Source organism: Hyphobacterium marinum, assembly GCF_036330325.1.
Classification (GTDB): domain Bacteria; phylum Pseudomonadota; class Alphaproteobacteria; order Caulobacterales; family Maricaulaceae; genus Hyphobacterium; species Hyphobacterium marinum.
The window spans coordinates 107,025-128,066 of sequence record NZ_JAZDRO010000005.1 but is presented as its reverse complement, the minus strand read 5'-3'; the positions used below and the strand labels follow the sequence as shown (position 1 = coordinate 128,066).

The following is a 21,042-nucleotide window of genomic DNA, read 5'->3' as shown; positions in this document are numbered from 1 at the left end:
GGGTTTCCTCTAACGGCGGGGCAGGAAGGGCAGCATGCGAGTGAGCACGTCATCCTTGTCGAGAATGTGGTGCTTGAGGGCCGCGCCTGCGTGAAGTGCCAGCAGAACAAGAATGGCCCAGGCTCCGCGGCCGTGCAGCCAGGCCGTGGTGTCGTGCAAGGCTTCCGATTCGGGGACAGGCAGGTCTGGAAGGACAATTTGCGGATTGTCGAACAGGAAGCTGCCGATACCCGAGCTCGAGGCGGCCAGCCAGCCCAGCAATGGCATGCCGATCATCAGGACATAAAAGGCGACGTGGGTAAACCGGGCCGCGAACCTCTCCCAAGCCGGCATGGCGTCGGGGAGGGGCGGAGCCGTATGCGTCAACCGCCATCCGAGCCGGACCAGGCTGAGCAGAAGGACAAGTATCCCGAACGTCTTGTGCCAGCTGAATGCAGTCCGGACTTCGCCCAGCGTGGCACCGCCTTGCGGCAGCGCTTCGCGCAGGTCGTCAGCGTACCAGCCGAAGAAGATCATCGAGACCAGCAGGACTGCGATGGTCCAGTGCAGGATTATGGCAACGGTGGAGTACCGGTTCGTCATGGTCATGGCTGTCTTCCGTCCAGAGATCAGATGATCTGTTGATTGTCTCATTTTACTCGCTTCCGCGCGCGCGTCATGCTGCCGCAATGGAAAATCGCTGTTGACGATCCGGCCACAGCGACGTGCGACGGAATTCCACGGTCGACGTGGCCCGCCGCCGCGTTATCTTGGCCGTCTCGGGACAAGAGGACACTTCCATGAGCTATCGCGCGCCGGTCAACGACATCCTGTTCACGCTCGACGAGATCGCCGTGCTGGACGGACTGAAAAAGTCCGGCGACTTTCCGGACCTCTCGACGGATCTGGTCACCGCGATCCTGACCGAGGCGGGGAAATACGCCAATGAAGTGCTCGCGCCCCTGAACCGGAGCGGCGACGTGCAAGGATGTACGCTGACGGACGGTGAGGTCACGACACCAGACGGCTTCAAGGCGGCTTACGCGCAATTCGTCGAGGGCGGCTGGCAGGGCCTTCAATTCCCGGAAGAATTTGGCGGAATGGGGCTGCCCAAGGCGCTGGGCACGGCGGTTCTGGAGATGATGCAGTCGGCCAACATGGCGTTCAGCCTCGGCCCGATGCTGACCTTCAGCGCCATCGAGGCCCTGATTGCCCATGGCTCGGACGAGCAGAAGGCGCTCTATCTGCCGAAGCTGATCACGGGTGAGTGGTCCTCGACCATGCAGCTAACCGAGCCGGGCGCAGGATCCGATGTCGGCCTCCTGCGCACCAAGGCCGAGCCCAATGGCGATGGCAGCTGGTCTATTACAGGCCAGAAAATCTTCATCACCTGGGGCGAGCACGATTGCGCCGAGAATATCATCCACCCGGTGCTCGCCCGCACGCCGGGCGGTCCGGACGGGGTGAAGGGCATCTCGCTCTTCCTGATCCCGAAATTCTTGCCCGACGCGGAGGGCAATCCCGGCGAACGCAATGCGATCAAGGCGATTGGTCTCGAACACAAGATGGGCATTCACGGCAGCCCGACCTGCACCATGGAAATGTCCGGTGCCAAAGGTTGGCTGATCGGGCCGGAATTCGGCGGCATCGCCTGCATGTTCACGATGATGAATTCGGCCCGTCTCGCTGTCGGTGTTCAGGGCGTCGGTATCGCCGAGCGCGCCTATCAGCAGGCGCTGGCCTATGCAAAAGACCGCCGCCAGGGGCGCGCGCCGGATATCGACGAACCGGCCCCGCACGCGATCATCGACCACCCCGACGTGCGCCGCATGCTGGCGACCATGAAAGCGAAGATCGAGGCGGCACGCGCGATCTGCCTGCATTGCGCGACCTCGGCCGACGAAGCCGAGCATGAGCCGGATGCCGAAGACCGCGCCTTTGCCAAGCGTCGCGAGGAATTGCTGACGCCCATCGCCAAGGCCTGGTCCACCGATGTCGGTGTCGAGGTTACGTCGCTGGGCGTGCAGATCCATGGCGGGATGGGCTTCATCGAGGAAACCGGCGCGGCCCAGCATTATCGCGACGCGCGCATCGCCCCGATCTACGAGGGTACGAACGGCATCCAGGCGATCGACCTGGTCGGCCGCAAGCTGGCGATGGCCGGCGGTGCGCCAATCCGCGAACTGCTGACCGACATCCGCCAGACGGTCGAGGACTGCCAGACTTCGTCCAATCCCGACCTGCCGGAGATCGGTGCGCGGCTGGCGAAGGGAGCCGACGCGTTGGAGAAAGCCGCGAAATGGCTGATGAAGCCGGGCCGGGACCGCGCCGATAGCCTGACCGGTGCGACGGAGTTCCTGAAACTGGCGGGAGACGTCACCGGCGGCTGGCTACTTGCCATCGGTGCGGTCGCCGGGCAGCGGCGGCTGAAGGAAGGCGAGGGCGATCCGGATTTCGCCGAGGGGCGGATCGACATTGCGCGCTTCTATGCCGAAACGACGCTGACCGCCGCGCCGGCGCTGGTCGACTCCATTCGTCTGGGCGCGGATTTCCTGCCCGAGGACGAGGCGCTGGAATCGCGCTAGTCGGAACATCGTCCCCACCTGACAGGAAATCTGCGTGTCCAAACTCTATTTCACCTACAGCGCCATGAATGCGGGCAAGTCGGCCATCCTGCTTCAGGCGGCCCACAACTATCGCGAATGCGGGATGGAGGTGATGTTGTGGACTTCGGTCCATCACGCCGAGGACCCCACGGCCCCGGCCGGCGAGATCGAATCCCGCATCGGCCTGCGCGCCGGGGCGCATGCCTTCCGCGATGATGTGGACCTGTTCAAGGCCATTCGCGACCACAGGACGGCACACACGGTTGATGCGGTCTTTGTCGACGAGGCACAATTCCTGACCCCTGACCAGGTGTGGCAGCTGGCCCGCGTCGGTGACGACCTGGGCATCCCGGTCCTGTGCTACGGTTTGCGGACCGATTTTCAGGGCGCGCTTTTTCCCGGCTCGGCGGCTTTGCTCGCCATTACCGACGATCTGCGCGAAGCGCGCACGATTTGCCATTGCGGCAAGAAGGCGACGATGAATCTGCGCCGTGACAAGGCCGGGGCCGCGGTTACGTCCGGGGCACAGGTCGGCGTGGAAAAGTCAGATTACAAGTCACTGTGCCGCAAACACTGGCGTGAGGCGCTGGGCCGCTAGGCTCAGACCAGGAAGCTCGTCGGGTCCGGGTTGGGCCGGGCATCGACGATCCGCATCAGGCCGACCACGCACCGGACCACGATCCACAGCCCCAGCAACAGCCAGATCAGCAAGCTCAAGGGGATCAGGATCACGGTGAACACGCCGATAATCGCGATCAGCACGAGGGCGATGGCATAAAGCACGGTGCGGATCTGGAATTCGTAGTGCGAGGCGAGCCAGGCCGGGGCCTTGTCCTTGCGCATGAAGGCGATAATGACGCCGATCAGGACGGTGAAGCCATTCGCTGGCCCGATCAGGTAGAGCACATAGACTATCGAGGCGATAATCCGATCATTGCCGGGATCGGAGTTTGCCGGAACGGGCGTCGAGTCAGCCATGGAAGTTATGTCCTGCTTGTCATGTCGGGCATTGCACCGCACCATGCCCTGACTCCTATTCAAGGGTAAAGCCGCATGTCCCTGTCCCGTTCCACAACCCGGCTGGCCTATCTGCTGTCCGGATCAGGTCTGGCTGCCGTGGTCGCCCTGGTCGCGCTCGACCGGCTGGCCGGGGTGCGGTTTGACTATCCATTTGCCCTGGTCTGGATCATCGTCGCTGCCGTGCCTGCTGCAGGCATTGCCTTGCTGTTTCACAGCGCCGCGATTGACCGGGCCGGCCCGCCGCCTCCGCCCCAGGAGGGGCCAAAGACATGATCGTTACGATGAATGACCAGATTCCCGGCCGGGAGATTGCCGAAACGCTGGGCATAGCCCGGGGCAATATTGTCCGGGCGCGCTTTGTCGGGCGCGACTTCGTGGCGGGCTTGCGCAATCTCGTCGGCGGTGAAGTCAGCGAATACACGCGCCTTCTGGAGGAGACGCGCGACGAGGCCTTTGGCCGAATGGTCACAGACGCCGAGAAAATGGGCGCGGATGCGATCGTTACCTTCCGCTTTTCCACATCGACCATTATGGAAGGGACTTCCGAGATATTGGCGTATGGAACGGCGGTAAAACTGAAATGACATCAGTGTTCAAGCGCATGGCGGACAAAGCTGCCGGCGAAGTGGGTGAAACCGTGCGCTTTATCGCCGGGGTTGCTGGCGTGTGGTTCTTCATCGTCACGCTGATCTTCGCGCCCTTCCACATCCCGTCTGAAAGCATGCAGCCGTCACTGGAAGTCGGTGACCGGGTTCTGGTGTCGAAATGGGCCTATGGCTATTCGCGCCACTCGCTGCCGCTTGGGCTTGGCTACTACCTGCCCGAAAGCTGGAATGCGCGCATTTTGGGCCGGACACCGGAGCGCGGCGATGTGGTGGTCTTTCGCAATCCGGAGTCGCGCCGCAACCTGATCAAGCGCGTGATCGGCCTGCCGGGGGACATTATCACCTATCGCGACGGCCGTCTCTATGTGAATGGCGAGCTGGTCCATCGCGAGCCGGTCGATACCCGGGTCTACCGCATGCACCGCGGCCCCACCGTCGAGGTCGAGGTTTATGACGAAATGCTGCCGGACGGCGCGAGTCACCTAATTTACGAACAGTCGGATGTCGGCGGTCTCGATGATGCCGGCCCTTACCGCGTGCCGGACGGGCATGCCTTCGTCATGGGCGACAACCGGGACAGCTCGACGGACAGCCGTGTTCCGCCCGGCATCAATGGCAGTGGCGGTCCGGGTTATGTCCGCCTGTCGGAAATTGTCGGACGGGCCGAGACGGTGATGTTCACCCTGCACCGCTGCCGGGACGAAGACGGTTATTACTGCCCGACCGGCCGGGTGTGGCGCGGGCTGTAACTTCGCCCTAGTCTGGCTCCCGGACCTAAGTAGAAGGGAGTCGCGAGGCCATGGGGCTGAACGGAAAAACCATTTTCATCACCGGCGCAAGCCGGGGAATCGGGCTGGCGATTGCCGAACGTTGCGCACGTGACGGCGCGAATATCGTCATCGCCGCTAAAACCGATCAGCCGCACCCCAAGCTTGCCGGCACCATTCATACCGCTGCCGAGGCGGTCGAAGCCGCTGGTGGAAAGGCGCTGCCCATCGTCTGTGACATCCGCGACGAAGCCTCGGTGGAGGCGGCTGTCGCCAAGACGGTCGAGACATTCGGCGGCATTGATGCGGTCGTGAACAATGCCTCGGCGATTTTTCCGCGGTCGACAGCCGACACGCCCATCAAACGCTGGGATCTGATGCACCAGGTCAACGCGCGCGGGACCTTCCTGGTGACGCAGAAATGCCTGCCGCACCTTCTGAAGGCGGAAAACCCGCACATTCTTGCCCTGTCGCCGCCACTCGACATGGACGCGAAATGGTTCGCGCCGCACGTCGCCTATACGAGTGCGAAGTACGGCATGAGCCTGTGCATCCTCGGCTGGTCGGGTGAGTTCAAAGGCCGGATTGGCGCGAATGCGATCTGGCCGCGTACCGCGATCGCCACGGCGGCCATCGCCAATGTGCTCGCGGGGGAAGAGGCGTTCCGCAACTGCCGCAAGCCGGAAATCCTGGCCGATGTCGCGTATCGCGTCCTGACCAAGCCGGCGGCGGAATTCACCGGCAATTTCCTCATCGACGACAGCTTCCTCGCCGCCGAAGGCGTAACCGATCTCGACCAGTACAGCGTCGAGCCGGGCGTGGAATTGCTGCCGGACTTCTTCGTGCCTGACGAACCGCCCGCGCCGCCGGGCGTGAAGATCATGAATGTCTCGCTGACCTGATCCACCTTGTAGGGCTGTTCGGGTTTCCTCTGAGCTTGGCACGCAATCTTCGCGCGATCTGTCATTAAGTTCGAACCTTTGCGTGTCGGATGCGTTTGACGGGTGTTCCTTCAAGTAAGGGAGAACGCCATGAAAACGCTTATTCTCGCTTCGGTCGGCGCGCTCGCGCTGAGCGCCGGAGCCCACGCCCAGCTCGGCGATGTGGTCGGCGGAGTGCGCGGTACGGTGGACCAGTCGACGCAGATCGACACCCGGCTCGACAGCACGCTGAACGACACCGCTGACGTGATGGTCGACCAGCGCACCGGCATGGCTCTGAATGCCGATCTCGTATCGGATCTGAGTGCCTCCTTGCCGCACTATGCCGCTGCCAACGCGAATGCGCGCCTGCGCCAGGCGCTCGAAGCCGATGCAGCCGCCTATGGCCGGGCGCGAGCGACACCGCCCCGCATGCCCCGGGCCAGCCTGCGCAGTCCGGCGGGCGCATCCATGGGAACCAGCGCCAATGCCCACGCACGCCATGAGGGCAATTACGCGGACGTCCGGGTCTATTCCTCGGATGGTTTCCAGGTCGGTACGGTGGACCGTGTCGATACACGCGGTTCCGGTCAGGGACGCGTCTTCGTCTCGACGCGGTCGGGTGGCCCCTCCAAACCGGTTGCCTCCGGTTCGGCCTTCTTCGATTCGGATGCCAATGCCGTGGTCCTCGGCATGACAAGGTCGGAATTCTCCGCCACGGGGAGTGCCACCGGTCAGGTCGGCGGATAAGCCAGCCTGAAAACCGACTTGCCCACCCCGGACCGGAACCGGTCCGGGGTGCCGGCTTGTCCGCAAAAAATGTGATTTGCGTTTTTTACAGATTGCGCAACATAGGCGCTGGAGCGTCGCACTCTGCGGGCCTACCGGCCCGCCTGTCTCATCGCCTGCGTCGACGCGCTGGCAGGATGGGTCATTACAAGCCTCATGCTTCTTATCGATACCTATGTGGGTTCGAGTGCCATCGAGGGCACCGGCGTTTTTGCGGGTGAGCCGATCATGGCCGGACAACATGTCTGGACGCTCAACCCGATGTTCGACCGCCTGATCAGCCACGAGCAATACCGGGCCAGCCCGAAACCCCTGCAGGACTTCATAGACCGGTACGCCTATTTCGACGCCGGACTGAATGCCTTCCTGCTCGACGGCGATCACTCCCGTTTTCTCAACCACAGTGAGTGGCCGGCCATCGAATTCCGTGCTGACGGGGATGGCTATGCCACCCGCAACATTGCGGCAGGCGAGGAACTGACCTGTGACTACCGGCACTTCATGTCCGAAGTGACCATTCTGCCGTCGCGCGTGCCGTCACCGGCCGTGATTGCGAATGGTCATTTTAATGGGCACGGACCGGAAATCACCGCCTGACCGCCTTGCCTTTACTGCCGCGCGGCGGTGAACATGCGCGTGGCAGCCAAGGCGAGCAAAGGTCCATGAATACCGGAGTGATTACTGCGAAGGCGGGGTTCGAGCACCGCATCCCGCCGGCGCATGCCGAACAGCCCGCCCGCCTGCAATCCGTCCTCGACGCATTGAATGCGCCGGATCTGGCGGCGTTGCCGCGAATCGATGCGCCACGCGCTGATCGGGCTGCGCTCGAGCGGGTCCATACAGAAGCCCATGTCGACCGGATCTTCGCCAGCGAGCCGGACGATGACACGCTCGTGGGTCTCGACTGGGACACCTTCATGACAAAGGGCTCGCTGGAGGCCGCCTTGCGCGCCGCCGGCGCGGGCATGGCCGCTGTCGATTCGGTCCTGTCGGGCGAATTCGACGCGGCCTTCTGCGCGATACGCCCCCCGGGCCATCATGCCGAGCGAGCCCGGCCAATGGGGTTCTGCCTGTTCAACAATATCGCCATTGCGGCGATGCATGCGCTGGAAACCCATGGCCTGAGCCGTGTCGCCATCGTCGATATCGACGTGCATCACGGTAATGGCTCCCAGGAACTGGCCGAGCGCGAACCGCGCGTCTTCTTCGCGTCCATTCACGAGTCGCCCCTCTATCCGGGAACCGGCATGGCCGGTGAAACGGGGCTTGATGGCAATGTCGTGAATGTGCCCGTCGGTGCCGGCCTGTCCGGCCCGGGCTGGCGGGCGGCCATCGAGCGGGAGATCACACCGGCCTTGCGCGCATTCGCGCCTGATCTGATTCTGGTGTCCGCCGGATTCGATGCGCATGCGGATGATCCCTTGGCGGGACTGCAACTCCAGGAAGCAGATTTCGCGTGGGCAGCAGCGCATCTTGCGGCATTGGCTGGCGAAATCGGACACAAGCGGCTTGTCTGCCTGATGGAGGGCGGATACGACTTGCCTGCGCTCGGGCGGTCTGCAGCCGCATTTGTGCAATCCTTGGCAGAGGCGTGACCGGCGCCGAAGCCGCCCAGACTAGAGCCCCTCACGATCCATCCGCATGCCAGACAATCCGTCCCCATCCTCTCCCGCGCGTGGCGCTATCACGATTGCCCGTCACGGACGCCCGGACAAGAACCGGCGCGAATCCGTTGACTGGCGCGGCTATGAAGAATGGTGGAAGGGCTATGACGCCGCCGGGCTCGCACCCGGACAGGAACCGCCGGCCGACCTGATCGCTGAAGCCGAGCAGGCGAAAACCATTTTTGCCAGTACACTGCCGCGCGCCATCGAGACGGCGAAAGCCGCAGCGCCTGGTCGTGATCTGGTCATTGACCCGATCTTCGTGGAAGCCGCGCTTCCGCCGCCCCCCATCACCGGCCGGTACCGCGCCTACACTTGGGGCGTGTTCGCGCGCATCACCTGGTGGCACGGAATGGCACGGGGAATGGAATCACGTCGCGAGGCCGAACGCCGGGCGCGCGAAGCGGCGAAGAAACTGGTCGAGGCCGCCGAGGACGGGCCGGTGCTTCTGTGCGCGCATGGCTGGTTCAACCGCATGATGCGCCCGGAAATGCGGCGTCTCGGCTATCGCTGTGTGCGCGATGGCGGGGACAAGTACTGGACCTTCCGGCGCTACGAATACGTCGGCCGCTAGCGGGCCGTTCCTGCGCGTTGCCGCGCGTCGAACGCCTTTCTATGGTGACGTCGGCAAGACCTGAATTTTCGGAGGATCCCGGCATGGCCGGAAATGCCCATTCAGATATCGCATCGCTGAGCTTTGAAAAAGCGCTCGAAGAACTGGAGTCCATCGTCAAGCGGCTGGAAGCCGGTGAGGTGGAGCTCGAACAGTCGATTGCGATCTATGAACGCGGTGCGGCGCTGAAAGCCCATTGCGAGAAGAAGCTGAAGGACGCCGAGCTGAAGGTCGAGAAAATCGTGCTGGGTGAAGACGGCACGGCGCGGACCGAGCCGGCCGGCATCGACTGAGATGACCTTGGGTGCGGCCGCTTCACCAATCGCCTTTGAGGATTTCCTGAAGGTCGACATCCGTGCGGGTCGGGTCGAGCGCGCCGAAGCGTTTCCCGAGGCGCGCAAGCCGGCGATCAAGCTGTGGATCGATTTCGGCGCGGATATCGGCGTGAAAAAATCCTCAGCCCAGATCACGCGCCATTACAGTCCCGAAGCCCTGGTGGGCCGGCAGGTCATTGCCGTTGTGAATTTTCCGCCGCGCCAGATCGGCCCTTTCATGTCCGAGGTCCTGGTCCTCGGTTTGCCTGATGAATCCGGCGATATCGTTCTGCTCGGACCGGACAGTGATGTCCCGAGCGGCGCGCGGATGGCCTGATGGCGGATTTCCTCAAAACGATTGAAGAGGCCGCCGACCGGGTTACGGTCGCGCTCGACGCGCTGCTGCCGCGCGCCAACGGTCCTGAGACGCCGCTTTTGTCGGCCATGCGCTATGCGGCACTGGGGCCGGGCAAACGGATCCGGCCATTCCTGGCCATCGAGTGCGGGCGTCTGGTGGGAGCCGAGGAACGCGGTCTGCTGCGCTGTGCGTCGGCGATCGAATGCATCCACGCCTACTCCCTGGTCCATGACGATCTGCCCTGTATGGACGATGACGACCTTCGCCGGGGCCGCCCGACCGTCCACAAGGCGTATGACGAAGCGACCGCCGTGCTGGCCGGGGACGGGCTGTTGACGCTGGCCTTCGAGATCATGGCCCACCCCGACACCCATGCCAGCGCGGCGCGCCGTTGTGAGTTGGTGACGCGTCTGTCGGCTGCGGCCGGTGCGCGCGGGATGGTCGGCGGGCAGATGATCGACATGGCCGCGCCGGCGGAACAATGGGACATTTCCATCGTTACGCGGATGCAGCGCATGAAGACCGGGGCCCTGATCGGGTTCGCTGCCGAAGCCGGGGCGATCCTGGCCGGGGCCGATGCCGGAGTGCGGCGGACGCTGGAAGGTTTTGCCCACGATCTGGGGCTGGCGTTCCAGATCACTGACGATTTGCTTGATGCCACCGGTAGTGCGAGTGAGACGGGCAAGTCGACCGGCAAGGACGCCGGTCAAGGAAAGGCCACGTTCGTCACCATTCTGGGCGAGGCCGAGGCACGCGACCAGGCGCGGCGTCTCGCCGCGCAGGCCAAGGATCACCTTGATCCCTTCGGTGAACGTGCAAACATCCTGCGAGAGGCGGTGGATTATGTCCTCACCCGCCGCTCCTGAAGCGAAAGCGAGAGCTGATGCCCGTTGAAACCCCGACACTGGACCGCGTCACGGTTCCGGCCGATCTGCGCAATTTCGACCTGCCGACCTTAAGACAGGTGGCGGACGAATTGCGGGCCGAGACTATTGATGCCGTGTCGGTCACCGGCGGGCATCTGGGCGCAGGTCTGGGCGTGGTCGAGCTGACCGTGGCCATCCACGCCGTCTTTGATACGCCGGACGACACGCTGATCTGGGATGTCGGACACCAGTGCTACCCCCACAAGATCCTGACCGGCCGGCGTGATCGTATCCGCACGCTGCGCCAAGGCGGTGGACTGTCCGGATTCACCAAGCGCTCGGAAAGTGAATACGACCCGTTCGGTGCCGCGCACGCCTCGACTTCGATCTCCGCAGCCCTCGGCTTTGCCGTGGCGCGCGATCTCAAGGGCGGCAATTCCAACGTCATCGCCGTGATCGGTGACGGCGCGATGTCGGCGGGCATGGCCTATGAGGCCATGAACAATGCCGGCGCGCTGGGTCAGCGCCTGATCGTCATCCTCAATGACAACGACATGTCCATCGCGCCGCCTGTCGGGGCGATGAGCCATTATTTCGCGCGGCTGGTTTCCTCGAAAAGCTATCGCAGCATCCGCAAGCTCGGCAAAGGCGTGGCCAAGGCCATCGGCGTCGAGGAAGCGGCCCGCCGGGCCGAGGAATACATGCGCGGCATGGCGATGGGCGGCACGTTGTTCGAGGAAATGGGCTTCCGCTATGTCGGCCCCATCGATGGCCATGACCTCGACCAGCTCGTACCGGTCCTTCGTAATGTCCGCGATGGCATTGACGGCCCGGTGCTGATCCATGCGGTGACGCAGAAGGGCAAGGGCTATGCTCCCGCCGAAGCCGCGGACGACAAGTATCACGGTGTCGCCAAGTTCAACGTCGTCACGGGCGAGCAGAAGAAGTCCGCTGGCGGCCCGCCCAGCTACACCAAGGTGTTTGCCGAAGCCCTGATCAACGAGGCCGAACGCGACGACAGCGTCGTGGCAGTGACCGCCGCCATGCCGAGTGGAACGGGTCTCGATACCTTTGCCGAGCGCTTCCCGAACCGCAGTTTCGATGTCGGCATCGCCGAACAGCATGCCGTGACCTTCGCCGCGGGCCTCGCGGCAGCCGGCATGAAGCCTTTCGCGGCGATCTATTCGACCTTCCTGCAGCGCGGTTATGACCAGGTCGTCCACGACGTCGCGATCCAGAAACTGCCCGTGCGCTTTGCCATCGACCGCGCCGGTCTGGTCGGCGCGGACGGGGCCACCCACGCGGGGTCTTTCGATATCGGCTATCTCGGCCAGCTGCCGGGCATGGTCGTCATGGCCGCGGCCGACGAGGTCGAGCTGGCCCGCATGGTCGCCACGGCAACCCAGATCGACGATGCGCCCAGCGCCTTCCGCTATCCGCGCGGCAACGGGTTGGGCCTGGAGATGCCGGAGACCATCGAGCCGCTGGACCTCGGCAAGGGCCGGATTGTCCGCGAAGGCTCGAAAGTCGCCATTCTGTCACTAGGCGGACGCCTCCAGGAAGCCCTCAAGGCCGCCGATGATCTTGGTGCGCGTGGCCTGTCCGCGACGATCGCAGACGCCCGCTTCGCGAAGCCGCTCGACGAAGACCTCATCCTTCGCCTCGCCCGCGAACATGAAGTCCTGATCACGGTCGAGGAGGGCGCACGCGGCGGGTTTGGTGCCTTCGTCCTGCACATGCTCGCCGAAAGAGGCGTGCTTGATGGCGGCCTCAAGATCCGCACCCTGACCCTGCCGGACATTTTCCAGGACCAGGATACGCCCGACGCCATGTACGAAGCCGCAGGCCTCAACGCCCGCCATATCGCGGCCGCTGCGCTCGAGGCTATCGGCCGGTCCGATGAGGCAGCCGCAACGCTTGCGGCGGCTGTTTGATCGCCAGCCTTGGTTTGGCCTCCACAACGCGCCGATCTTTTTCTCGTTCAGCACGGGTATTTCGAGACCCGGGCCAAGGCGCAGGCCGCGATAGCCGCGGGCGGAGTGACGGCTGACGGGGTTGTGATCTCCAAGCCCTCCCAGAAAATCGCGGACGGTGCCGCCGTGGTGGCTGAAGCGGCACACCCCTATGTCAGCCGCGCTGCGCTGAAACTCGTCGCCGGGCTCGACGCCTTTCAGATCGATCCTGCGGGGAAGACCTGTCTAGATGTCGGAGCGTCAACCGGCGGGTTTACGCAAGTACTGCTCGAACGCGGCGCGACACGGGTCCATGCGGTTGATGTCGGGCACGGCCAGCTGCACCCGGATGTGGCGGGCGATCCGCGCGTCCTCAATCTCGAAGGCCAGGATGCGCGTACACTCGACGCGACACGGATCGGCGAACCTCCGGCCCTGATTGTTTGCGATGCCAGCTTTATCGGTCTGGCGAAAGTCCTTGAACGGCCTTTGGGGCTGGCGGCAGACACCTGTGATCTCGTGGCGCTGATCAAGCCGCAATTCGAGGTCGGGCGCGAAAACCTTCACAAGAAGGGGATCGTGCGCGACGCCGCCGCGCGCGAAAGCGCCATTGCAGCCGTCAGGCGCTGGCTCGACGGGCGAAGCGGATTTCAGGTGAGGGGAATGATTGAAAGCCCGATCACGGGCGGCGACGGGAATGTCGAATTCCTCATCACCGCCCGCAAGCAGGGCCTTTGAAGCGGGGTAAGTGTCTTACTGGGCGGGACGCCAGATGCCGTCCGATCCCTGGCACATATAGACGTCGTTGGTCGTGACCTGACCGTAGCTGTTCTGGCTGCGGGACTGCATCCAGCGGCAATTCCCGGTCACCGAGGTCGCCGTGTAGACGCGGGCATCGCCCGTGTAGTCCGGCTGGGTGTAGGTATAGCCCTCCGGGCCACCGGCCAGCGTGTTCGGGTCATAGTCGCGGACATAGGCGTCGTTTTCATAGCCATAGCCGTCATATCCGTCGTCATAGCCATAGCCCGCATCGCCGTAATAGGCGTCATTGTAGCCGGCCGGCTTGCCGTCATACGGATCGCCGTAATAGCCGCTGTCATAGTGCGGGTTTCGGGCCGGGGCGCAGGGGTTGCCACCCGCGACGCCGGCGCCGACCAGGGCACCGATACCGGCACCGGCGGCGACCGCGAGGTCGTTCTCGTTGCCGCGATCACGACCGCGGTAATGGCGTCCGCCGCGGTGGCGGCCCCTGCCGTACCGTCCGCGATGATTGTCGCGGTCGTCGATCGAGTCTTCAATTTCGGCACCGATGACTCCGCCGAGGATCGCGCCGACAATCGCACCGGCGACCTGGCGGCCCTGGCGCTGGGACTCACAGTCCTGTGAGGAATAAGAATGCTGGGCTTCGGCGGCCGGGACGAGAATCATCGTCGAGGCGGCGGCAAGCAGCGTGGCGCGTAACAGGGTCATGGCGAAACTCCCTTTGGCGTTTCTCCGGGCCCGATTGCCCGGTGGTTCGATACGGACACTAGCAAGGTCCGATGAGCCTGACATGAACGAAGCCGGCCCTGTTTGTTCAGGACCGGCTTCACCATGCAAGATACGGGCTTCAAGCCCTATTGGTAGTTCGCGACCTGCCAGCGGCCATAGCGGTCCTGGCACATCCGGACCTGGTCATATTCGACCGACCCGTCCGGCATGAAGATCTCTGCATCGCCATACCGGCAACGCTGGCCGCGATAGCTGTAATAGTCACGGGCATAAACAACGCCGCGGACACCCGAATAGGGGTTGTGCCAGTAGTAGGGCGAGTTGTTGTTGAACGCGTATGTCACCGCATAGCGGTACTGGCCCCGGTCGCAGTCGTTGAGCCCATAGCCGACACTGGCACCGAGGAAGCCGCCGAAGAGGGCTCCCGCTGCATCGTCGTCGGCGATTGCCGCGCCGAACAGCGCACCGAGCAGTGCGCCCGCGATGACGCTCTCGCCATTGGCATGGCAGGCCCGGTCGTAATACCGCCAGTTATAGCGGTCATAGCCATGGTCATAATAGTAGGTGTGATACCGCCAGCTCGCCCGCGCCGGACGGTGATAGCGGCCCGAGTAGGCGCGATAGCGCCGGGGCGGGACATACCGGCCCCGGTGGTTATTGCGGTAGTTGTAGCGCGGCCCGCCGCGGTGGCGGTCGAAGCGGGGGTTGCCGCGGTGCCGGTTGTCAAAACGCGGATTGCCGCGGTTGCCGCCGCGGTAGCCGTCGCGGCCGCCTCTGTTGCGGTTATCGAACCGGGGGTTCCCTCGATTGCGGTCGCGGAGTCCGTCGCGTCCACCCCGATTGCGGTTGTCGAAGCGCGGGTTGCCTCCCCGGTTGCCGCCCCGTGCGCCTTCACGTCCGCCACGATTTCCGCCCCGGGCACCTTCACGTCCGCCGCGGTTGCCGCCATGCAGGCCAGGTTCACCCCCGCGATTGCCACCCCGCGAACCGCGATTGCCCCACTCGCCGCCACGATTGTCGCCGCGTCCACCGCGGAAATTGCCGCCCGGTCTTTCGTCCGGGATCCGGACATCGGGTCGACGCGGACCGTCGGTGCGGCCGCCGCGGTTGCCGCCGCGTGCGCCGTCACGCCCGCCACGATTTCCGCCCCGGGCACCTTCGCGCCCGCCGCGGTTGCCGCCGCGTGCGCCATCATCGCTACCGCCGCGGCCGCCTCGGGCACCACGTCCGCCGCGCCGGTCATCGCCGCGGTCCTGGAGCGCTACAATCGTCTGGATATCGCCATACTCAAACGCCGCGTCGTCGGCGAGGGCACCGGGCGCGGTCAAGGCGGTCGCGCCGGCAATTACAAGCGTCATGGAGCTCGCAGCCAGCAGCGTCGATCGGAACAGTTTCATCGCTGGGTCCTTCCTGGAGGCGTCGCCTCGAGTCCGGCGACCTTGCCGCAAGGTTAACGGCCTGGCCATGAGCGCAGGATGAACGGTTTAGTCAGGTTCGCCCGATTGCCCAGTCTGGGCACGGTGCAACAGGTAGTGATCCGCCAGCGTCAGCGCCAGCATCGCTTCACCGACCGGGACGGCGCGAATGGCTACACAGGGGTCGTGGCGGCCCCGAGTTTCAATCGTGGTTTCGTCCAGGTCCCGGGTCAGCGTCCGCCGCGGTATCCGGATCGACGAGGTCGGCTTCACCGCGAAGCGGACAACCAGGTCCTGTCCCGTCGAAATGCCTCCCAATGTCCCGCCATTGGCGTTGGACAGGAAAACCGGGCCGTCATCCCCCTTGCGCATCTCATCGGCGGCGTCCTCGCCCCGCATGGCTGCAGCGGCAAAGCCGGCTCCGATTTCGACCCCCTTGGCTGCCGGGATCGACATCATCGCACCGGCAATATCGGCATCAAGTTTGGCGTAGACCGGGGCACCCCAGCCGGCGGGAAGGCCACTTGCCACGACTTCGACGATGCCGCCTGTTGACGAGCCATCGCGGCGGAGCTGATCCAGGGCGGCTTCCCAGTCCGGAACAATGGCCGCATCGGGACTGAATAACGGGTTCTGGTCAACGTCATTCCAGTCCCAGCGGGCCCGGTCTATTTCCTGATCCCCGAGCTGCACGAGTGCCGCGCGAATCCTGATCGACGGACCCAGGACTTTCCGGGCAATCGCACCGGCGGCGACGCGGGCCGCGGTTTCGCGTGCCGACGACCGCCCGCCGCCGCGATAATCGCGGACGCCGTATTTCATGTCATAGGTGAAATCGGCATGGCCGGGCCGCCAGCTGTCCCGGATCGCGCTGTAGTCGCCCGAACGAGCGTCCTCATTGCGGATGATCAGGCTGATCGGCGCGCCGGTCGTGAGCGGACCGCCGGTGCGGTCGTCCTCAAACGTACCGGAGAGGATCTCAATCCGGTCGGGCTCCTGCCGCGGTGACACGTGCCGGCTTTGCCCCGGGCGGCGGCGATCCAGAAAGGGCTGGATGTCGGCCTCGGTCAGGGCAATGCCCGGCGGACAGCCATCGACGACCGCGCCCAGTGCCTTGCCATGGCTTTCGCCCCAGGTGGTGACGCGGAGCATGCGGCCGAACGTGTTGAAGGACATGGGCGGTCAGGTCCGATCAGGAAGCAGTGAAATGACAGACTAGAACGCCGGTCGTTCCCCGTCACGCCGCTGGCGGCCGCCTGCGCACCCATCCGGCAAAACGCGAAGCCGGGGAGGGCGCGGCAAACCGTTCAACGAATCCGGACAGATCCGGTCCGGGATCAGGCTGGGCGACGGTGATCGGTCCGGATTCGGGACGTATGCGTATCCGGACCCCGGTGTCGGAGCCAACGGCTGTCACGATGTCACCGTCCCCAACGCCCGCCGGGATGCGCAAGATCAGGTTGCCGCCGATCCGTGCGACAACGCGAACGATTCCCTGTCGGGCGGCCGTGGCATCGATCTCGATTTCGCTGAGGTCGTCACCGGTCGATTCGAGCGTCCGCATGGCCGACAGGGTTTCGGCGAGGCGGGAGAGGCTTTCCGGTGTCGGAGCGCAATGATCCGGGTGGAGGGCCTTGACCTGCCGCCGGAAGGCCGCACGCACCGCGTCGCTGTTCGCGCCGGGATCGAGGCCCAGTACCGCCAATGCGGCCTGCCGGTCGTGATCTTGTCCCACCATGCTGACAGGCTAGGTCCAACAGGGTTCCCGAAAGGTTGACGGGGGCGTAGAAGATGACGGCCTGCGCAAGGAGCCTGCCCATGAAAAAAGCGACACCGGATATCCCGCCGTCACCGAGCGAGGCGGACTATGCGCAGACGGCGGATGCCAATGCGGTCGAGATATTTACCGAAACAGATCCGGTCGCGCTGTTCGCGGACTGGCTGGCCGATGCCCGCCGGAAGGAACCCAATGACGCCAATGCTGTCGCACTGGCCACGGCAGACGCTGATGGCCTGCCCGATGTCCGCATGGTGCTGTTGAAGGACGCGGATGCCGCTGGTTTCGTGTTCTACACCAATCTGGAAAGCGCCAAGGGGATGCAGCTGGCGGCCAATCCCAAAGCGGCCATGTGCTTTCACTGGAAGAGCCTGCGGCGGCAGGTGCGTCTGCGGGGTGCAATAGAACCGGTGTCGGCCGAGGAGGCGGATACCTATTTCGCATCGCGCGCGCGTGACAGCCGCATTGGGGCCTGGGCATCGGCGCAATCTAGGTCTCTGGAAAGCCGTTTCGCGCTGGAGAAGGCCGTGGCGCGGGAGGCCGCCCGCTTCGGGCTGGGTGAGGTGCCGCGCCCGCCCCACTGGAGCGGGTTCAGGCTGGTCCCGCAATCGTTTGAATTCTGGCGGGACCGCCCCTTCCGCCTCCATGACCGGCTGGTGTTCCGGCGCGAGTCGCCGGCATCCCCCTGGCAGACCGACCGTCTTTATCCGTAAGCAGCGAAACGCGCGGAATTAGTCGGGACTCATCCCGGCCATTTCGCGCAGCAGACCGGCAACACGGCGGGTGGCCTTCAGCTTCTGGTGCAGGGGCAGGGCGATAGGCGGATCGATATTGGTCTTGTTGACATCGACGACGTAGATTCGCCCGTCCGTCCGGTCGCGCAGGACATCCAGTGCGCCCCATTCCAGACCCATGCGGCTCGCGAATTCGAGCAGTTTGGTAATTTCCTCGGCCGACAGATAGGCGATCGGTTCGACCAGCTGGACTTCGGTGTTGGCATTGGTGAAGCGGCGTTCCATCGGGCGCCGCTTGATGAAGCCGAGCGGAATGGACTTGCCGATCACGAGGCAGCGATAGTCTTCAACCAGATCACCATTGGTGCGGTTATCGACAACCCGTTGGTAGACAAAGCCGGGCCGGGCCTGCTGCGGCCCGGAAATGACCTGGCCATCATGGGCACCGTTGATCTCGGACTTTTCGACCATCTGGCCGTCATGGGTGGCCGGGTCGACATGGAGCGGATAGCCGAAGACGTCCTCGAATACCTGGGCGACCTTGCTCTTGGTCACGTCATTGCAGCCAAAATTGAGTGTTGGCTTGCCGTCGAAAGCCGGAGGCAGGGTCGATTTCGTGGCGTCCTCGAAGCACATGACAATGTCGGCGTCTTCGGGCCGCGAGACGATATGGCCGCCAGCGGCATGAAGGGCCGGCCAGACGAAATACCAGGGCCGGGGACGATGCGGCGTGAAGGCGATCTTCGGTCCCTTGCGGGCAAACGAGGCCGCGCGCCAGGCTTCCATGCAGAGATAATAGACGAACCAGTTCGCACAGATCAGCATGAAACGGCGACCGAAGGGCAGGCGCTGGCCGGTGCTCTTGACCGCAACAACACCGTCGCGAATGTCCCAGTCGGTCCACCACGCCGTGCTGTTGATGTCGGACTTGCCGTACACGTCTTTTCCGCCCCTTGGATTAGCTGACGCACTGATAGTGGACACAGCCCTTTAGCGGCACGGGGATTGCGAGGGAAGCCCCGTAAACGTGAAAGGTTGCCCATGCCCCGGTGGATTCACATCATGAATTTCGTGTCGGCCCGGTTGCGCCGCTGCGTCGCCGTTCTGCTGGTGCTGGCCGCTGCACAGGCCGTGCATGCCGGTGTGGCCATGGGAGCCGGTGAGGGCATTTCCGCCCATGAACGCGCCTTCATTACAAATGCCGGGCTGCGATCTTCACTTGATTGACACAGCGCCCGCCCGCATGAAACTGGCACACCGCTAGGAAAATGCAGGGGCATTATGCTCGGTTATATCGCCCGACGTATCGTCGTCGCCATCCCGACAATTCTCGTCATCATCACGGTGGCGTTTTTCATGATGCGTGCTGCGCCCGGCGGTCCGTTCGACCTTGAACGGCCCATGCCCGAGGAAGTGCGGCAAAATGTCTTGGCCCACTTCGGACTCGACCGTCCCTTGCACGAGCAATATGTCGACTATCTCGCCAACCTTGTTCAGGGCGATCTCGGTCCGTCGCTGAAATTCCGTGACAAGACGGTGTCCGACATCATCTCCGAAGGCTTCCCGGTCAGTGCGACCATTGGTGGTCTTTCCATCCTACTGGCGCTGTTCCTGGGCAGTTTGCTCGGTGCCATTGCCGCCTTGAGACAGAACAAGGCCGGGGACTTCGCCGTCATGGGCTTTGCCATGGCGGGGATTACCATACCGCCGTTTGTCATGGGGCCAGTGCTGGCCCTGGTATTCGGCCTGTATCTCGGGCTGGTCCCGACCGGTGGTCTTGATCCGCGCTACGGCATGACCGCCGAACGGCTGATCCTTCCGGTGGTGACGCTGGCCCTGCCGCAGATCGCCATCATCTCGCGCCTGATGCGGGCGAGCATGGTGGAAGTCCTGCGCTCCAACTACATCCGCACGGCCTATGCCAAGGGGCTGGCCGCTCCGGTGGTGATTTTCCGCCATGCGCTGCGCGCCGCGGTCCTGCCGCTGGTCAGCTATCTCGGACCGGCGTCTGCGGCGCTCGTGACCGGCTCGATCGTCATCGAACAGGTTTTCCAGCTGCCCGGCATCGGCCGGCAGTTCGTCACCGCCGCGCTGCAGCGGGACTACACGGTCGTGATGGGTGTCGTCATTCTTTACGCCAGCCTGATCATCACGCTGAACCTGATCGCTGACCTGCTGTACGCCACGCTGAATCCGAAAGTGAAGTTCGAGAAATGATCAACACTTCAGCGACCAACGAAAACACCGAAGCGATGGAATCGGCTGCGGTTCAGGGCCGTTCGCTGTGGGATGATGCGCGCGGCCGCCTGTTCCGGAACCGCGCGGCCGTCACCAGCATGGGCGTTATCGCTTTCCTGATCCTGTGCGTGATCGTGCTGCCGTGGGTCTGGCCGCACAGTCACGAGACGATTTACCGTGATCTGGTCTGGATCTCGCCGACATTCGAGAACCTGCATATTTTCGGAACCGATGCGCAGGGGCGGGACCTGTTTGCCAGGACGCTCGTGGGGCTTCGGATGTCGCTCTTCGTGGCCGCGGCGGCGACCAGCGTGTCGCTGGTTATCGGTGTGGCCTGGGGCGCGACGGCGGGATTCATCGGCGGGCGCGTGGATCAGGCCATGATGCGCTTCGTCGACATCATGTATTCGCTGCCCTTCATCTTCTTCGTCATCATCCTGATGGTCGTGTTCGGGCGGAACATCATCCTGATCTTCCTCGCCATCGGTGCGGTCGAATGGCTGACCATGGCGCGGATCGTGCGCGGGCAGACCATCGCGCTCAAAGGCATGGAATTCGTCGAGGCCGCTGAGGCTGCCGGCGTGTCCCGGTTCGCGATCATCCGCCGGCACATCGTCCCGAACGTGCTGGGGCCGGTCGTTGTCTATGTGACGCTGACCATTCCGGTCGTCATCCTCGCGGAAAGCTTCCTCAGCTTTTTGGGACTGGGCGTCCAGGAACCGGACACCTCGCTCGGCCGCCTGATCGCCGCGGGTGCCCAGGACATGGAAGTCGCGCCCTGGACGCTGATCGTGCCGGGCCTGACGATGATGCTGACGCTGTTCTGTTTCAACTTCATCGGTGACGGGTTGCGCGACGCGATCGACCCGAAAGACCGGTAGGCGGCAGCCAATCCGAAGACAGAAAAAGGCCCGGACGGTAATCCGTCCGGGCC

General features: G+C 64.0%; 26 protein-coding genes. 19 read left to right on the top strand and 7 right to left on the bottom strand.

The features are described from left to right. Nucleotides 1–9: 9 nt before the first annotated feature. Nucleotides 10–588, bottom strand: coding sequence for a cytochrome b (locus V0U35_RS12040; RefSeq protein WP_330196969.1), 579 nt, complete (start codon nt 586–588; stop codon nt 10–12). A gap of 191 nt (nt 589–779) precedes the next feature. Between V0U35_RS12040 and V0U35_RS12035 the strand changes: the two genes are divergently transcribed. After that, a complete protein-coding gene (locus V0U35_RS12035; RefSeq protein WP_330196968.1) occupies nt 780–2,564 on the top strand; it encodes an acyl-CoA dehydrogenase family protein in 1,785 nt (594 codons plus the stop codon). Between the two features lie 34 nt (nt 2,565–2,598). Beyond that, nucleotides 2,599–3,183 (top strand): thymidine kinase, encoded by a 585-nt coding sequence (locus V0U35_RS12030; RefSeq protein ID WP_330196967.1) that lies wholly within the window; start codon nt 2,599–2,601, stop codon nt 3,181–3,183. Between the two features lie 2 nt (nt 3,184–3,185). Here V0U35_RS12030 and V0U35_RS12025 read toward each other — a convergent pair whose 3' ends face one another. Next, nucleotides 3,186–3,563 carry a DUF4870 family protein gene (locus V0U35_RS12025; protein ID WP_330196966.1) on the bottom strand — a complete coding sequence of 126 codons (378 nt, stop codon included), beginning with the start codon at nt 3,561–3,563 and terminating at the stop codon, nt 3,186–3,188. A 75-nt stretch (nt 3,564–3,638) separates the two neighbouring features. On the opposite strand from V0U35_RS12025, the gene V0U35_RS12020 reads away from it, so the two are divergent. The 13 genes from V0U35_RS12020 to V0U35_RS11960 all read left to right on the top strand — a co-directional run bounded on the left by V0U35_RS12020 (nt 3,639) and on the right by V0U35_RS11960 (nt 13,191). Beyond that, nucleotides 3,639–3,878 carry a hypothetical protein gene (locus V0U35_RS12020; RefSeq protein ID WP_330196965.1) on the top strand — a complete coding sequence of 80 codons (240 nt, stop codon included), beginning with the start codon at nt 3,639–3,641 and terminating at the stop codon, nt 3,876–3,878. Then, entirely contained in the window at nt 3,875–4,189 is a 315-nt protein-coding gene (locus V0U35_RS12015; RefSeq protein WP_330196964.1) for a YbjQ family protein, read from the top strand. The genes V0U35_RS12020 and V0U35_RS12015 overlap by 4 nt, the downstream gene beginning before the upstream one ends. A 17-nt stretch (nt 4,190–4,206) precedes the next feature. Further along, complete coding sequence (gene lepB, locus V0U35_RS12010; protein WP_330196963.1) at nt 4,207–4,959, top strand: signal peptidase I; 753 nt, start codon at nt 4,207–4,209, stop codon at nt 4,957–4,959. 50 nt (nt 4,960–5,009) lie between these two features. Next, nucleotides 5,010–5,879: an SDR family oxidoreductase gene (locus V0U35_RS12005; RefSeq protein WP_330196962.1), complete on the top strand. Its 870-nt coding sequence runs from the start codon at nt 5,010–5,012 to the stop codon at nt 5,877–5,879. 129 nt (nt 5,880–6,008) lie between these two features. Beyond that, entirely contained in the window at nt 6,009–6,647 is a 639-nt protein-coding gene (locus V0U35_RS12000; RefSeq protein WP_330196961.1) for a hypothetical protein, read from the top strand. Nucleotides 6,648–6,842: 195 nt separating this feature from the next. Further along, entirely contained in the window at nt 6,843–7,283 is a 441-nt protein-coding gene (locus tag V0U35_RS11995) for an SET domain-containing protein (RefSeq protein ID WP_330196960.1), read from the top strand. A gap of 65 nt (nt 7,284–7,348) precedes the next feature. Next, nucleotides 7,349–8,281 (top strand): histone deacetylase family protein, encoded by a 933-nt coding sequence (locus V0U35_RS11990; RefSeq protein ID WP_330196959.1) that lies wholly within the window; start codon nt 7,349–7,351, stop codon nt 8,279–8,281. A gap of 46 nt (nt 8,282–8,327) precedes the next feature. Continuing rightward, a complete protein-coding gene (locus tag V0U35_RS11985; RefSeq protein ID WP_330196958.1) occupies nt 8,328–8,924 on the top strand; it encodes a histidine phosphatase family protein in 597 nt (198 codons plus the stop codon). Nucleotides 8,925–9,007: 83 nt separating this feature from the next. Further along, the gene (locus V0U35_RS11980; protein WP_330196957.1) at nt 9,008–9,256 is read left to right on the top strand and encodes an exodeoxyribonuclease VII small subunit; all 249 of its coding nucleotides are present in this window, start codon (nt 9,008–9,010) and stop codon (nt 9,254–9,256) included. 7 nt (nt 9,257–9,263) lie between these two features. Further along, nucleotides 9,264–9,614 (top strand): tRNA-binding protein, encoded by a 351-nt coding sequence (locus tag V0U35_RS11975; RefSeq protein ID WP_330196956.1) that lies wholly within the window; start codon nt 9,264–9,266, stop codon nt 9,612–9,614. Next, nucleotides 9,614–10,501: a polyprenyl synthetase family protein gene (locus V0U35_RS11970; protein ID WP_330196955.1), complete on the top strand. Its 888-nt coding sequence runs from the start codon at nt 9,614–9,616 to the stop codon at nt 10,499–10,501. Before V0U35_RS11975 ends, V0U35_RS11970 begins: the two co-directional genes overlap by 1 nt. Before the next feature lie 17 nt (nt 10,502–10,518). Then, nucleotides 10,519–12,435, top strand: coding sequence for a 1-deoxy-D-xylulose-5-phosphate synthase (gene dxs, locus V0U35_RS11965; protein WP_330196954.1), 1,917 nt, complete (start codon nt 10,519–10,521; stop codon nt 12,433–12,435). Nucleotides 12,436–12,444: 9 nt separating this feature from the next. Continuing rightward, nucleotides 12,445–13,191, top strand: coding sequence for a TlyA family RNA methyltransferase (locus V0U35_RS11960; RefSeq protein WP_330196953.1), 747 nt, complete (start codon nt 12,445–12,447; stop codon nt 13,189–13,191). Between the two features lie 15 nt (nt 13,192–13,206). Here the strand turns inward: V0U35_RS11960 and V0U35_RS11955 are convergent, their stop codons facing one another. From V0U35_RS11955 to V0U35_RS11940, 4 genes are all read right to left on the bottom strand, one after another. Then, on the bottom strand, nt 13,207–13,923 hold the full coding sequence (locus V0U35_RS11955) for a hypothetical protein (RefSeq protein WP_330196952.1): 717 nt from the start codon (nt 13,921–13,923) through the stop codon (nt 13,207–13,209). Between the two features lie 146 nt (nt 13,924–14,069). After that, nucleotides 14,070–15,341, bottom strand: a complete 1,272-nt coding sequence (locus V0U35_RS11950) for a hypothetical protein (protein ID WP_330196951.1) — start codon at nt 15,339–15,341, stop codon at nt 14,070–14,072. An 87-nt stretch (nt 15,342–15,428) separates the two neighbouring features. Beyond that, nucleotides 15,429–16,535, bottom strand: coding sequence for a chorismate synthase (gene aroC, locus V0U35_RS11945; protein WP_330196950.1), 1,107 nt, complete (start codon nt 16,533–16,535; stop codon nt 15,429–15,431). A gap of 61 nt (nt 16,536–16,596) precedes the next feature. Further along, complete coding sequence (locus tag V0U35_RS11940; RefSeq protein WP_330196949.1) at nt 16,597–17,097, bottom strand: J domain-containing protein; 501 nt, start codon at nt 17,095–17,097, stop codon at nt 16,597–16,599. 80 nt (nt 17,098–17,177) lie between these two features. On the opposite strand from V0U35_RS11940, the gene pdxH reads away from it, so the two are divergent. After that, nucleotides 17,178–17,849 (top strand): pyridoxamine 5'-phosphate oxidase, encoded by a 672-nt coding sequence (pdxH, locus tag V0U35_RS11935; RefSeq protein ID WP_330196948.1) that lies wholly within the window; start codon nt 17,178–17,180, stop codon nt 17,847–17,849. Nucleotides 17,850–17,867: 18 nt separating this feature from the next. Here the strand turns inward: pdxH and V0U35_RS11930 are convergent, their stop codons facing one another. Continuing rightward, the gene (locus V0U35_RS11930; RefSeq protein ID WP_330196947.1) at nt 17,868–18,809 is read right to left on the bottom strand and encodes an ATP-grasp domain-containing protein; all 942 of its coding nucleotides are present in this window, start codon (nt 18,807–18,809) and stop codon (nt 17,868–17,870) included. A 102-nt stretch (nt 18,810–18,911) separates the two neighbouring features. Between V0U35_RS11930 and V0U35_RS11925 the strand changes: the two genes are divergently transcribed. The 3 genes from V0U35_RS11925 to V0U35_RS11915 are packed head-to-tail and all read left to right on the top strand — an operon-like array spanning nt 18,912 to nt 20,989. Next, nucleotides 18,912–19,097 (top strand): hypothetical protein, encoded by a 186-nt coding sequence (locus V0U35_RS11925; protein ID WP_330196946.1) that lies wholly within the window; start codon nt 18,912–18,914, stop codon nt 19,095–19,097. A gap of 54 nt (nt 19,098–19,151) precedes the next feature. After that, nucleotides 19,152–20,087 carry an ABC transporter permease gene (locus V0U35_RS11920; RefSeq protein ID WP_330196945.1) on the top strand — a complete coding sequence of 312 codons (936 nt, stop codon included), beginning with the start codon at nt 19,152–19,154 and terminating at the stop codon, nt 20,085–20,087. Then, nucleotides 20,084–20,989, top strand: a complete 906-nt coding sequence (locus V0U35_RS11915) for an ABC transporter permease (protein WP_330196944.1) — start codon at nt 20,084–20,086, stop codon at nt 20,987–20,989. Before V0U35_RS11920 ends, V0U35_RS11915 begins: the two co-directional genes overlap by 4 nt. Nucleotides 20,990–21,042 lie beyond the last annotated feature (53 nt).

Coding starts and splice junctions, on each gene's coding strand:
- V0U35_RS12015 (WP_330196964.1), top strand. CDS start 3,875: ATGATCGTTACGATGAATGACCAGATTCCCGGCCGGGAGATTGCCGAA.
- V0U35_RS12005 (WP_330196962.1), top strand. CDS start 5,010: ATGGGGCTGAACGGAAAAACCATTTTCATCACCGGCGCAAGCCGGGGA.
- dxs (WP_330196954.1), top strand. CDS start 10,519: ATGCCCGTTGAAACCCCGACACTGGACCGCGTCACGGTTCCGGCCGAT.
- V0U35_RS12035 (WP_330196968.1), top strand. CDS start 780: ATGAGCTATCGCGCGCCGGTCAACGACATCCTGTTCACGCTCGACGAG.
- aroC (WP_330196950.1), bottom strand. CDS start 16,535: ATGTCCTTCAACACGTTCGGCCGCATGCTCCGCGTCACCACCTGGGGC.
- V0U35_RS11985 (WP_330196958.1), top strand. CDS start 8,328: ATGCCAGACAATCCGTCCCCATCCTCTCCCGCGCGTGGCGCTATCACG.
- V0U35_RS11990 (WP_330196959.1), top strand. CDS start 7,349: ATGAATACCGGAGTGATTACTGCGAAGGCGGGGTTCGAGCACCGCATC.
- V0U35_RS11980 (WP_330196957.1), top strand. CDS start 9,008: ATGGCCGGAAATGCCCATTCAGATATCGCATCGCTGAGCTTTGAAAAA.
- V0U35_RS11970 (WP_330196955.1), top strand. CDS start 9,614: ATGGCGGATTTCCTCAAAACGATTGAAGAGGCCGCCGACCGGGTTACG.
- V0U35_RS11950 (WP_330196951.1), bottom strand. CDS start 15,341: ATGAAACTGTTCCGATCGACGCTGCTGGCTGCGAGCTCCATGACGCTT.
- V0U35_RS11925 (WP_330196946.1), top strand. CDS start 18,912: ATGCCCCGGTGGATTCACATCATGAATTTCGTGTCGGCCCGGTTGCGC.
- V0U35_RS11940 (WP_330196949.1), bottom strand. CDS start 17,097: ATGGTGGGACAAGATCACGACCGGCAGGCCGCATTGGCGGTACTGGGC.
- V0U35_RS11920 (WP_330196945.1), top strand. CDS start 19,152: ATGCTCGGTTATATCGCCCGACGTATCGTCGTCGCCATCCCGACAATT.
- V0U35_RS11955 (WP_330196952.1), bottom strand. CDS start 13,923: ATGACCCTGTTACGCGCCACGCTGCTTGCCGCCGCCTCGACGATGATT.
- V0U35_RS12040 (WP_330196969.1), bottom strand. CDS start 588: ATGACCATGACGAACCGGTACTCCACCGTTGCCATAATCCTGCACTGG.
- V0U35_RS12000 (WP_330196961.1), top strand. CDS start 6,009: ATGAAAACGCTTATTCTCGCTTCGGTCGGCGCGCTCGCGCTGAGCGCC.
- V0U35_RS12020 (WP_330196965.1), top strand. CDS start 3,639: ATGTCCCTGTCCCGTTCCACAACCCGGCTGGCCTATCTGCTGTCCGGA.
- V0U35_RS11995 (WP_330196960.1), top strand. CDS start 6,843: ATGCTTCTTATCGATACCTATGTGGGTTCGAGTGCCATCGAGGGCACC.
- lepB (WP_330196963.1), top strand. CDS start 4,207: ATGGCGGACAAAGCTGCCGGCGAAGTGGGTGAAACCGTGCGCTTTATC.
- pdxH (WP_330196948.1), top strand. CDS start 17,178: ATGAAAAAAGCGACACCGGATATCCCGCCGTCACCGAGCGAGGCGGAC.
- V0U35_RS11915 (WP_330196944.1), top strand. CDS start 20,084: ATGATCAACACTTCAGCGACCAACGAAAACACCGAAGCGATGGAATCG.
- V0U35_RS12025 (WP_330196966.1), bottom strand. CDS start 3,563: ATGGCTGACTCGACGCCCGTTCCGGCAAACTCCGATCCCGGCAATGAT.